Raw genomic sequence first — 12,112 nt, 5'->3', positions numbered from 1 at the left:
GAACCTTTCAACGCTGGGAAACAGAAATTATTAACGCTTTTATTTACCCACATTTATCTAATGGCTTCGTAGAAGGCATTAACAATCGAACCAAAGTTTTAAAACGTGGCGCTTATGGCTTTCAATGTTTCGAAAGATTCCGAGCCAAAATACTAGCACAACACTTTATCAAAGATTTTGACATCTCTGTAGGTTAAGAAAAGGCACGAGCTATTGACTCCCTAGCTCGCACCTTGATATTTCACCCCAACAATTGACATAGAGCCATTTTTTCAGGTAGGTGTTACCTTGCTTCAAACAAATCGAGCGAAAGCGTTTGTATCCAGGGGATTTGGTGGAAGTCTGAGCTGCACATACTGGTGTATGTGATGACTAAAAACAGGGAGAGGGTAGTTTGTTTCCTCGACCATGTAAGAAGTTAAGCGAAACTGCTCTTGTGTAGCAGAACAGCAAAGGTGTATGGTTTCCAAGTTCTAAATGTAATGGAGGACCGCCTATTCGCGATGCTCACAGGCATATTGGGGCTGTAACTCATTCCATTTCGTACAACCCCAACAACGCGAACGCTTCTCGCCGATTTATCTGGGGTATGTCCCACACACATTTTTCAATCTTCCAACTCAAATCGATCATGCAATACCTGCGCGGCTTTGATCATCTTCTTCTCATCCACCACGGTTGAAACCTTAATTTCCGATGTACTGATCATTTTAATCGCGACATCGTTATCCGTCAGCGCCTCAAACATATGCGCCGCGACTCCTGGGTTAGAGACCATCCCAGACCCAACAATCGATACTTTCGCTAAGTTCTGCTCAGATTCTAGGTTTGCGTACTGTAACGCTTCCTGGTGATCTTCCAACACAGCTAATGTCTCGAGCAGTGCTTTTGTTTTAATCGTGAAGGAAAGGTTGCCGTGGCCAAGTCCGGTGATACCTTGGATGATAATATCCACGTCGATATTATTATCTGCGAGCGTTGTAAAAACTTTTGACACGCGCATGTTTTCTTTCTTATCCCAGTGAATCGTTACGCGGGTTATTTTATCTTCAAATGCGATTCCTCGCACGACTTTCGTATTTTCCACGGTCATTTCCTCCTCAATCATCGTTCCTGCTTCAATTTCATGGCTGGCTCGGACTTCAAGCGGGATGCGGTAATTTTTCGCGTACTCCACCGCTCTCGGATGCAAAACGCCAGCTCCAAGATTCGCCAATTCTAGCATTTCATCATAGGTCACTCGGCTCAACTTGCGTGCATTCTTGATATAACGCGGGTCTGTTGTGAAAACGCCGATGACATCTGTGCAAATGCTACATTTATCAGCTTCTAAGGCTGCAGCAAGCGCAACGGCCGTCGTATCGGATCCGCCTCTTCCTAATGTCGTGATTTCGCCGTCTCCGCTAACACCTTGGAAACCCGCAACAATCACGATTTGACCTTTGGCTAGCGCATCTTGAATCGTTTCCGTGTCAATGTCTAGAATTCTGGCATTGCTCGCAATCGGCTCGGTCGTGATGCCTGCTTGCCAGCCTGTGTAGGAAACCGCTTCATAGTTTTTTTCGTGAAGGGCCATTGATAATAGAGAAATCGTGATTTGTTCGCCAGTCGAAAGTAGCATATCCATTTCGCGCTTACTTGGATGCTCACTGATTTCTAGCGCCATGTCGACTAGCCGATCTGTGGATTTTCCCATCGCTGAAACGACGACCACTACTTGATTCCCTTTTTCAAATTCGCGGATTGCTTGGTCTGCGGTTTTTTTGATTTTTTCGATGGTGCCCACTGAGGTTCCGCCGAATTTTAAAACTACTCTTCCCAAAAATACCCCTCCTATTTCGGTTTTTCTTCATTCATTTTGGCAAATTTTGCGTGGACTGCTTCAGCAACGGCTACTGGTACACCTGCTTCTTGGATTTCTGCGACGGATGCCACTTTTAATTTTTTCATCGAGCCAAAATGTTTTAAAATCGCTTTTTTGCGGCCTGGGCCAACGCCTGGAATACCGTCGAGCAAGGATTGGAAGCCAGTTTTGCTTCGTAGTTGGCGATGGAATGTAATCGCGAACCGGTGGACTTCATCCTGAATCCGTTGTAGTAGGTAGAATTCTTGGCTATTTCGATGTAATTGCACGACCGCCAATGGATCACCGAACAGCAGTTGGCTCGTTTTGTGTTTGCTATCTTTGGCAAGTCCCGCAACCGGAATGTCCAGTCCGAGCTCATTGACCAGCACATCTTTCGCACTATCAATCTGACCTTTCCCTCCATCTATCAAAATGAGATCTGGGAGCGGTAAACCTTCTTTGAGTACGCGCCAATAACGACGACGCACCACTTCGCGCATCGTTGCATAATCATCGGGTCCGACAACCGTTTTGATCTTATATTTGCGGTAATCGTTCTTGCTTGGGCGCCCATCGAGAAATGTAATCATCGCGGAAACTGGGTCTGTTCCATAAATATTCGAGTTATCAAAAGCCTCGATCCGGTTCGGCGTCGGAATTCCCATCGCTTCCCCAAGTTTTTCCGTAGCCCCGACCGTCCGTTCTTCATTGCGTTCGAGCAACAGAAACTTCTCATTTAACGCAATTTCAGCGTTTTTGTAAGCCAGTTTAACGAGGTCTTTCTTATTGCCACGCTTTGGAACGAGAATCTTCGTGTCTGGTAATAATGCCTGAATCGCCTCTTCATCCACATCGTCGGGAAGAAAAATTTCCTGCGGCGGAATATGATTTGCCTTCTGATAAAATTGCCCGATAAACGTCAAAAAATCCTCATCCGCATCGCTATAAAATGGGAATTGCGACACATCACGTTCAATCAGTTTCCCTTGCCGAATGAAGAAAACTTGTACGCACATCCAGCCTTTATCAATCGCGTAGCCAAACACATCGCGGTCCACAAAGTCATTCATTGTCATTTTCTGTTTCTCCATCGTCGTTTCAATCGCAGTGATTTGATCGCGAAATTCAGCTGCCTTTTCGAATTCCATCGACTCAGCCGCCTCTTGCATTTTACCCATCAAATCCTGCTTCACTTCTTTATATCCACCATTTAAAAACTGGACAATCTCGTCCGTCATCGTTTTATACGTATCGGCTTCCACTTTGAAAACACAAGGCGCAAGGCACTGCCCCAAATGGTAATACAAACACACTTTGCTCGGCATCGTCGTACATTTGCGTAACGGATATAACCGATCCAAAATCCGCTTCGTCTCATTTGCCGCATACACATTCGGATACGGTCCAAAATATTTTCCCTTATCACGTTTAACTTTCCGCGTAATAATCAACCGAGGATGCTTTTCATTCGTCAATTTTATAAAAGGATAGGTTTTGTCATCTTTTAGCATAATATTGTAGCGCGGATCATGCTTTTTAATCAAGTTTATTTCGAGCAACAGCGCCTCAACGTTCGAGGATGTCACGATATATTCAAAATCACGAATTTCTTGGACTAATCGTTGAGTTTTACCATCATGCGAACCAGTGAAATAGGAACGCACACGATTCTTCAAAACCTTCGCCTTGCCAACATAAATAATCGTACCCTGCTGGTCTTTCATCAAGTAACAACCAGGCTGATCAGGCAAAAAGGCAAGCTTATTTCGGATATGTTCAGTCGTCATAGTTATCACTCCACATCACTGCTTTTACTTCCTCTTTAGTGTAGCATAAATCGGCTTTGTTGCAACAAAAAAAGCTAGGAAAAACGAAAGGAAAACGTGAACTAATTCGCGCTTCCTCTCATTTTTAACCAGCTCTTCGACAATTTTATAGATATTTCGCTAAAACTTCGTCTAATTCTTCTTTTGGACGGTAGCCGATAATTGTATCAACCACTTCGCCATCCTTCTTAATAAGCAATGTCGGGATACTCATCACACCAAATTTTCCTGGTGTTTCTTGGTTCGCATCCACGTCCATTTTAACAATTTTTAATTTGTCGCCTTGTTCTGCGTCAATTTCTTCTAGAACTGGCGCAACCATACGGCAAGGACCACACCAAGTTGCCCAGAAATCAGTAAGCACTAGACCTTCGCTCGTTTCTTTCTCGAAATCCGCGTCTGTAATTTCTTGAATAGCCATTTCTCTACCTCCTTACACATATTGTATCGTTAGTATAGCACTGCGTCTGCGTATGGAGCCAATAATCTGCTCAAAATCTTACTTCAGCTCGGCGATGGTTACCCCATTTCCGCCTTCTGCCGCGGCTCCGAATCGAATCGACTTCACCATCCGGTGATGTTTCAGAAATTCGGTAACTCCTTGTCGTAGCGCGCCCGTCCCTTTACCGTGAATAATGCTGACCTGGTGGTAACCGGCGAGCAAGGCTGCATCGATATATTTATCCACTTGTTGTAGCGCGTCTTCATAACGGACACCACGCAAATCAAGCTCGGTTTTCGTCACTGAATTATCACTTTTCACCGTCGTCACATGGCGTAATTTCTTCGGCTGCTCCGGTTTCATATACTCCAGATCCGCTTCCTTCACCTTCGTTTTAATAATCCCTATTTGAACGTTCCATTCTTTACTGTTCACCCGATTGAGAAGTACACCTTTTTGCCCCAATGACAAAATTCGGACTTGATCTCCTTGTGCGAATTTATGCGCCACTTTTGGCACATCATGGACGACTTTCTTCTGAATCGTTTTTGGCTTCACTTGATTTAGGCGGCTTCGCATCTCAATTAGTTCATGTTCTTTGAGTCCTGCGGCACCTTGAAGCTGCATTTGGCGCAACTCTTGAATAATCACTTCGGCCTCGACTTCTGCTTTTTCGATGACACCTGCTGCTTTTTCGTTTGCCTTTTCAAGCAATTTATCTTTTTGATCATGATACGCGATAATCTCTTTTTGGAGGTCTTTTTGCAGTTTTTCGGCGTCACGACTCATTTGGTAGGCTTCTTCGTATTCCAATTCCGCAGCCTTACGCTTCTCTTCCAAACTCGAAATCATATCGTTCAAATCCGCGCTTTCCGTGTCTACCAGACTTCTAGCGTCTTCGATAACCGCCTCACTCAAACCAAGGCGACGTGAAATCGCAAAAGCGTTACTTCGCCCAGGGACACCAATCAATAACCGGTAAGTCGGACTCAATGTCTCGACATCAAACTCCACCGATGCATTCGTCGCAAATTCCCGATTATACCCATACGCTTTTAGTTCAGGATAATGCGTCGTCGCCACAACACTCGCTTGTTTGGCCGCCACCGCATCAAGAATCGCAATCGCAAGCGCCGCCCCTTCTTGTGGATCCGTACCCGCACCAAGCTCATCGAATAAAATTAAGGAATCGGCATCCATTTTGTCAAGGATCGAGACAATATTCGTCATATGCGAGGAGAACGTACTCAAGCTCTGCTCAATCGACTGTTCATCTCCAATATCGGCGAAAACTTGCGAGAAAACAGCAATTTCTGATTCTTCCTCTGCCGGAACTTGCAATCCAGCCTGTGCCATCAATGTAAGCAAACCTAGTGTTTTCAGCGTAATCGTTTTCCCACCAGTATTTGGTCCCGTAATCAGCATCGCGCGGTAATCCCCACCAAGCAGGATATCATTGCTAACCACCGTTTCCGGATCAAGTAGCGGATGACGCGCATTTAGCAGCTTCACGATACCGTCTTGATTAATACGCGGCGTAACACCCTTCATCGACTTTCCAAATCTTGCTTTTGCAAAAATAAAATCGAATCGAGCGAGGACATACGTATTTTGCCGAATTTCTGTGATGAATTCCGCTAAAACGGCAGAAACCTCCGCTAAAATACGTTCGATTTCCTGCTTTTCTTTTGCCTGTAAAGTTCGGCGTTCATTATTCATATCCACCACGCTTTGCGGCTCGATGAATAGCGTTTGACCCGAGGCCGACTGGTCATGTACAATCCCGCCATAATGCCCTTTATATTCATGTCTTACCGGTAAAACGTAGCGATCATTTCGAATCGTAATAACCGTGTCACTCAACATTTTAGACGCATTCTTATCGCGTAAATATTGTTCCAGACGCTCACGAACACGGCCTTCTGTACGACGCAGCGTTTGACGAATATTGCGTAAAGCTTCACTCGCCGTATCCAAAATTTCACCAGCTTCATCCACCGTAAGCGCAATCGTGTCTTCCGTATCGCGCATTGGCGCAAGCTTCCCAGCAAGTTCATCTAGCAATTCTATTTCAACGCCTTGTTCTACGAGGCCGTCAATAAACTGCTTCATCAGGCGACTCACACGAAGGTTGCTCCCGGTTTGGTAAAGTTCCAGACCGCTTAAATCTCCGCCAATTTCCAGACGTTTCATATGCCCTGCCACATCATAAATCCCCGAGATTGGTGCCGCACCACGTAATCGAATGACTTTTGCACCTTCCTCGGTTTCCCGTTGCGCTAATTTCACTTTTTCTATATCAGATGTTGGTTGTAACGCTCGAATGGCCTCCTCACCTAATGCAGAAGAAGCAAATTCGAGGAGCTGTTGCTTTATTTTATCGAATTCTAAAATCGTTTCTACTTTTTTACTCATATTATTTTAACTCCAGTTAGCGTCCTTCTATTACGGACGATTATTTTTAATAAACGCGAGAAAATCCTCTTTTCCCATCGTATTCAGTACATTTTCTTTACTCAGCCAGCCCTTTGTTGCTGCTCGAACGCCGATCTCCATAAAATCAAGATGTTTCGTATCGTGCGCATCGGTATTAATCGCAATAGGCACGTTCTGTTCCGCCGCAAGCTCCAAATATTTCGCAGTCAAATCCAGCCGCTGCGGATTCGCATTGAGCTCAAGCGCCGTGCCAGTCTTCGCAGCCAGTTCAATCAATTCCTCCACATTCACACGATATCCATCGCGCCGACCAATCACACGTCCCGTCGGATGCGCAATCAAATGCACATATGGATTTTCACAAGCCACTCGCAACCGGCTCATAATCTCTTCCTCTGATTGTGAAAAACTAGAATGAATCGAAGCAATGACAAAATCTAAATCCTTCAGCAAATCATCATCAAAATCGAGCGTTCCATCCGGCAAAATATCCATTTCAATTCCCGATAAAATCTCAATTTCCGAATACTGCTCATTATACGCTCGAATTTCTGCTTGTTGCTTCCGGATTCGTTCCTCCGTAAGACCATTCGCCACTTTCAAAAACTGTCCATGATCCGTTATCACCATATATTCATAGCCCTTCGCAATACACGCTTCAATCATTTCAGTCAGCGAATACGCACCATCAGACCAAGTCGTGTGCATATGCAGATCACCTTTTATATCCGCTAGTTGCACGAACGCAGTATCCGCTTTAATTCGGTCAATTTCCGTGCCGTCACGTCTCACCTCAGGCGGCAAAAAGGGAATATTGAAATGGGCAAAGAATGCTTCCTCCGTCTCAAACTGCTTCACATTTCCAGCTTTGTCTTCCACACCATACTCATTGATTTTCTCATCCTGTTGCTTGGCAATTTGACGCATCCGGATGTTATGATTTTTCGAACCTGTAAAATGGTGTAGTGTACTGACAAATTCAGCTGGCGCGACCATCCGGAAATCTACAGAAATTTTGATAGCTTCATTCAAATCTACCGAAACCTTTGTATCCCCAGCCGCAATCACTTGGTCAATCGTCTCAATCGCTAAAAGTTGCTTGGCTACCGCATCTGGTTTATCCGTTGCAATGACAAAATCCAAATCCTTCACCGTTTCCCGCAACCTTCTAAAACTTCCCGCATGCGAAAATCGTACAATTTCAGGGATTCCAGCCAGATAAGCTTCCAAACTCTTCGCAATCGGTAACACATCATTCAGTGGGTATCGATCCGGCCGCTCTCCCATTTCCTGAACAGCCTCGACCATCTTATCAACAGACTTCTGTCCAAAGCCTTTTAACGCAGAAATACTACCCTCCTCCGCTTTAGCAAGCAACGAGTCCCGATCAACAACACCAAGCTCCTGATACAAGCGAGATAACTTCTTCCCACCAAGCCCCGGCACTTTCAAAAGTGGCACTAAGCCTTCTGGAACCTCTTTCTTCAACGACTCTAACTCTTCGGACTCACCAGTTTCGAGATAATTTTGAATAATTACTGCTGTTGATTTACCGATTCCACTAATCTTTGTAAAGTCATCGATTTCCGACAGACTGCGTTCATCTTGTTCCAAAGCAATTGCTGCTTTACGGAATGCCGATATTTTGAAAGGATTCTCACCTTTTAACTCCATATATAACGCGATTGTCTCTAATAAATTAATAATTTTCTTTTTATTCATTTTCCCCATCACTCCCTCTAAAAACAAGCAGAAAAGCTGGAACTGAGCAGCCCCAGCTTTTCGCTGACATCCATAGAAACTATTTAGGTAACATTCCGGTCATCCACTTATAGAATGATTCAGATAATAACGGTGTATTTTCTAGAATCCACGTAGCGACTGACGAGCCAGTAATCGCATTTTGCGCCCACTCTGCTGGAAAAATTGCACCAATGTACAGAATCAAGAAAATAACTAAATACGTTTGTAAAACACCTAATACAGCACCAATCAAGCCATTCACTTGACGTAAAACAGGTACTTTTGTGACTCCTTTAAACAAAGAAGCAATCATGTGTACAACGATAATCGCAACTAGAAAAATCATCAGAAAGGCAATACTATTATAATACGCATTCTCTGTATGAAGCGCATCGAGTAACGCATACAGGTCATTTGATTTATCCAATTCTGGATATGGAATGAACGTAATATGCGGCGCTAACTCTTCATAGTACTTGTATGCCACAAAGAAGCTTAATAGATAACCAATCGTGATAATTAGCTGGCGCAAAAAACCGTTACGATAGCCGTTGACGAATCCTCCAATTAACAAAATGAGTATAATAGCATTTAAAATCAATTTATTCGCGTCCTTTAATCCGAGCCAACTCTTTCTCCAGCTCTTGATATTTTTCCTCTAATTTCAGATAATCATGTGTGGCATTAACAGCAGTCAAAACAGCAAGTCTACCACTATCCAAAGACCGATTCTGCGCACCAATCTCATGCATTTTTTCATCGACAAGACGCGCAACAAGACGAAGATGTTCGGTAGATTCTACACCAACAATCGTATATTCTCTTCCATATATTGTTGTTGTCAGCTTATTTCTAGTATTATCCGCCATCTGTCTTCCTCCTCATTAATATCCTCAGCACACATTTATCCTACTTGTACCCCATCTTATCATGAAAAGCAAACGAAGAAAAGCGCAAATGTTCTAATCTAGAACGATTTCAGTCTTAAGTATGAAACAATTCCGCGAATTATGGTAAAATAAAAAGCAATGAACCTAAAAGAAAGAAGTTGATTCCAATCGCAAACACCGTTATTCAAGCCACACCAAAACAAATCGAAGCCATGCAAAAAGCTTATTTATCTCATATGTCCGATAAAATACCAGCCGGTGCAATTTTCGCTGTAAAAAAAACAGGTCTCTCTATCACCGCCTATAAATCTGGCAAAGTCATGTTCCAAGGCGCAGCCGGCGAACGCGAAGCCGCCAAATGGGGCACGGCTACAACACCAAAAGTCAAATCCACAAAAGTAAGCACTTCCGTTCTCCCGCCTGGTTTCGCATCAAAAAACGTCGCCGGTTCAGATGAAGTTGGGACAGGTGACTATTTTGGGCCAATGATTGTCGCGGCTTGCTACGTCGACCAAGCGATGATGCCTCTTTTGAAACAACTCGGTGTGAAGGATTCAAAAACAATGACCGATCCAGAGATTTGCGAGATTGCTAAAAAAATCATACCGGTCGTCCCTCACAGTCTCTTGTTATTGCCTAACCCTAAATACAACGAGTTACAAGCAAACGGCATGAACCAAGGTCAAATGAAAGCAATTCTACATAATCGCGCGCTGGAGAACGTTTTGAAAAAAATCGAGCCTATCAAGCCAGACGCGATTCTTATCGACCAATTTGCCGAAAAAAACACCTATTATCGCTACCTTGCTAAAGAAGCTTCGATCGTCCGTGAAGATGTTTTCTTCGCTACTAAAGCGGAAGGCCTGCATCTTTCTGTAGCCGCTGCATCCATTATTGCTAGGTCGCGTTTTGTCGAGGCGTTCCGTGAGATGGAGCGAGAACTCGGTCTCCAAATCCCCAAAGGTGCCGGCTCCAAAGTCGATCAAGTTGCCGCTGATATTCTCGATACAAAAGGCGCAGAAACACTTCAACGCTATACAAAATGGCATTTCGCAAATACTGACAAAGCTCGGAAGTTATCGCGAAGAAATTAATTTAGCCAACCGCAAACGATATTTTTATTTCGCATATCAGTTGCCTAGTAAAGATATCGTTTCTATATGTTCGGAATTTGCCAATCGATCGGTGCGACACCATTCTGCGTTAAATACTGGTTCGCCTTCGAAAAATGTCGGCATCCCATAAAACCTAGGTTAGCAGATTTTGGACTTGGATGTGTCGAAGTTAATACCTTGTGCTTTGGATTTCGCAACAATTTCTGCTTTGACTTCGCGTTATTCCCCCACAATAAAAAGACAATCGGCTCAGTCTTTTGTCCGAGTAGCGAAATAATCGTATCCGTCAACTTCTCCCATCCTTGATTCGCATGGGAATTTGGTTTCCCTTCCCGCACCGTCAAAACGGTATTTAACAATAATACGCCTTGTTTCGCCCATGGAAGCAGATAACCATTATTCGGAATAGCTGACCCCAAATCATCCGCTAATTCTTTGTACATATTAACAAGGGACGGCGGCGTTCTGACACCAGGTTTCACAGAAAAAGACATCCCATGTGCCTGCCCCGCTCCGTGATAAGGATCCTGCCCCAAAATAACAACCTTCACATCTTTATAAGCCGCATATTTCAGCGCATTGAAAATATCATACATATCTGGATACACCTTCTGATTCCCATATTCCGCTTTCAGAAAAGCCCGTAATTTCAAATAGTAATCCTTCGTAAATTCTTCTTTTAGTAATGCATCCCAATCATTTCCTAATTGAATCATGTTGTTTCCCCCAGTTATTCTTGATACGACAATTATACATGTATCACTCGAATAAATGAACCGTTTTCATACTTTTCCGTTAAATTTTTGATACTCGATTTCGCCTCTTCGTTTATAGTTGAGATTGGAACAACACCCGTTATAGTTCGTACAAGCGGATCCACTACTCTTGTTTTACCTCGCATATAGAAATCGTAATTCTGCTTATCAAGCACTACCTCTACATCTGTATATAAAGTCGCTAACATGCCCTGTAGCTTCTCATCTGGAATTCCACGTAATTTCTCCATAACAACTTTATCCGTGCTTATTTCTAAAAATTTCAGCGTTATATAGCCGGATTCTAAAGTGTACCGTAAAATCATCGTCATTTTCCAAGCACTATATATATTTTTCGGGTCAAGCAAAACTAGTGCGACATATTCTTGGTATTTCTGGATATACCACATCGCAATAGTTTCTGATTGCAACACAAACTGGCCGTCAACAACAGATAAATCGTCAAAAAAATCAGTGACTTCCCTTTCACTAATATATCCATACGTCCGCATATCTCTTAGAAAATAATCAATTCGATCAGCACAAAGATTAGGAGCTGGTTGTTCTAGTAATGGATACTGTCCCAAATCTTCTAACGACAAATTATAGTTGGCAGCAGTTAGTATATTGGCAACTTCACTATTTTGTATCGTGTCTAAAAAAATTTGATCGTGATAACTTTCCGCTTTATCATCCACGAGATAATCTATAACATGAGAAAAACTCGTATGCGAAATATCGTGCAGTAATCCTGCGATTTGCTCCTCTATAATGCCTCCAAATCGCTGGACGAGCAACATTACACCAATAGAATGTTCTAACCGAGTCACGGTCCAATTCTCATGAATCAAATACGCAGCCCCGGCTTGATGAACACCTTGAAGCCTTTGCATTGCTTTCGTTGTTATTAAATCTTGCATGATATCGTGCCATTCATATTCTCCGTGTAAAATATCTTTTCCATTCATATCGGAACACCCCACCTAACAAGAACCAATGTTCGTATTTCATAATAAATTATCGTCTATGTCAACCATTAGCCTACAAAAAAACCGAACA

The 12,112-nt window shown here is 43.3% G+C and carries 11 protein-coding genes; 2 read left to right on the top strand and 9 right to left on the bottom strand.

What is annotated here, in order from left to right:
- The coding region (locus tag HPK16_RS12985; RefSeq protein ID WP_181677362.1) for a transposase at positions 1-197 on the top strand (197 nt) is incomplete at its 5' end.
- A gap of 410 nt (positions 198-607) precedes the next feature.
- Here the strand turns inward: HPK16_RS12985 and HPK16_RS12980 are convergent.
- From HPK16_RS12980 to zapA, 7 genes are all read right to left on the bottom strand, one after another.
- Positions 608-1,822, bottom strand: a complete 1,215-nt coding sequence (locus HPK16_RS12980; protein ID WP_181677361.1) for an aspartate kinase — start codon at positions 1,820-1,822, stop codon at positions 608-610.
- 11 nt (positions 1,823-1,833) lie between these two features.
- On the bottom strand, positions 1,834-3,633 hold the full coding sequence (gene uvrC, locus HPK16_RS12975) for an excinuclease ABC subunit UvrC (RefSeq protein WP_181677360.1): 1,800 nt from the start codon (positions 3,631-3,633) through the stop codon (positions 1,834-1,836).
- Positions 3,634-3,778: 145 nt separating this feature from the next.
- Positions 3,779-4,093 carry a thioredoxin gene (gene trxA / locus HPK16_RS12970; protein WP_036077069.1) on the bottom strand — a complete coding sequence of 105 codons (315 nt, stop codon included), beginning with the start codon at positions 4,091-4,093 and terminating at the stop codon, positions 3,779-3,781.
- 78 nt (positions 4,094-4,171) lie between these two features.
- The gene (locus HPK16_RS12965; protein ID WP_181677359.1) at positions 4,172-6,529 is read right to left on the bottom strand and encodes an endonuclease MutS2; all 2,358 of its coding nucleotides are present in this window, start codon (positions 6,527-6,529) and stop codon (positions 4,172-4,174) included.
- Between the two features lie 30 nt (positions 6,530-6,559).
- Positions 6,560-8,281 carry a DNA polymerase/3'-5' exonuclease PolX gene (gene polX / locus HPK16_RS12960; RefSeq protein ID WP_181677358.1) on the bottom strand — a complete coding sequence of 574 codons (1,722 nt, stop codon included), beginning with the start codon at positions 8,279-8,281 and terminating at the stop codon, positions 6,560-6,562.
- Positions 8,282-8,351: 70 nt separating this feature from the next.
- On the bottom strand, positions 8,352-8,894 hold the full coding sequence (locus tag HPK16_RS12955) for a CvpA family protein (RefSeq protein WP_181677357.1): 543 nt from the start codon (positions 8,892-8,894) through the stop codon (positions 8,352-8,354).
- Between the two features lies 1 nt (position 8,895).
- A complete protein-coding gene (gene zapA / locus HPK16_RS12950) occupies positions 8,896-9,162 on the bottom strand; it encodes a cell division protein ZapA (RefSeq protein WP_036077066.1) in 267 nt (88 codons plus the stop codon).
- 188 nt (positions 9,163-9,350) lie between these two features.
- Here zapA and rnhC point away from each other — a divergent pair, with 188 nt between their 5' ends.
- Entirely contained in the window at positions 9,351-10,277 is a 927-nt protein-coding gene (gene rnhC, locus HPK16_RS12945; RefSeq protein WP_181677363.1) for a ribonuclease HIII, read from the top strand.
- 62 nt (positions 10,278-10,339) lie between these two features.
- On the opposite strand, the gene HPK16_RS12940 is transcribed toward rnhC, so the two are convergent.
- Positions 10,340-11,014 carry a uracil-DNA glycosylase gene (locus HPK16_RS12940; protein WP_181677356.1) on the bottom strand — a complete coding sequence of 225 codons (675 nt, stop codon included), beginning with the start codon at positions 11,012-11,014 and terminating at the stop codon, positions 10,340-10,342.
- A 32-nt stretch (positions 11,015-11,046) separates the two neighbouring features.
- Positions 11,047-12,021 (bottom strand): HD domain-containing protein, encoded by a 975-nt coding sequence (locus tag HPK16_RS12935; RefSeq protein WP_181677355.1) that lies wholly within the window; start codon positions 12,019-12,021, stop codon positions 11,047-11,049.
- Between the last annotated feature and the right edge of the window lie 91 nt (positions 12,022-12,112).

The organism is Paenilisteria rustica, assembly GCF_013820765.1.
Lineage (GTDB): Bacteria > Bacillota > Bacilli > Lactobacillales > Listeriaceae > Listeria_A > Listeria_A rustica.
Note: the sequence above shows the minus strand (reverse complement) of the source record. Positions and strands in the feature narration are given on the sequence as shown.

What these genes read in the sequence shown, in the direction of transcription:
- HPK16_RS12940 (WP_181677356.1), bottom strand. Translation starts at nt 11,014, where the DNA reads ATGATTCAATTAGGAAATGATTGGGATGCATTACTAAAAGAAGAATTT.
- polX (WP_181677358.1), bottom strand. Translation starts at nt 8,281, where the DNA reads ATGGGGAAAATGAATAAAAAGAAAATTATTAATTTATTAGAGACAATC.
- HPK16_RS12935 (WP_181677355.1), bottom strand. Translation starts at nt 12,021, where the DNA reads ATGAATGGAAAAGATATTTTACACGGAGAATATGAATGGCACGATATC.
- trxA (WP_036077069.1), bottom strand. Translation starts at nt 4,093, where the DNA reads ATGGCTATTCAAGAAATTACAGACGCGGATTTCGAGAAAGAAACGAGC.
- zapA (WP_036077066.1), bottom strand. Translation starts at nt 9,162, where the DNA reads ATGGCGGATAATACTAGAAATAAGCTGACAACAACAATATATGGAAGA.
- uvrC (WP_181677360.1), bottom strand. Translation starts at nt 3,633, where the DNA reads ATGACGACTGAACATATCCGAAATAAGCTTGCCTTTTTGCCTGATCAG.
- HPK16_RS12965 (WP_181677359.1), bottom strand. Translation starts at nt 6,529, where the DNA reads ATGAGTAAAAAAGTAGAAACGATTTTAGAATTCGATAAAATAAAGCAA.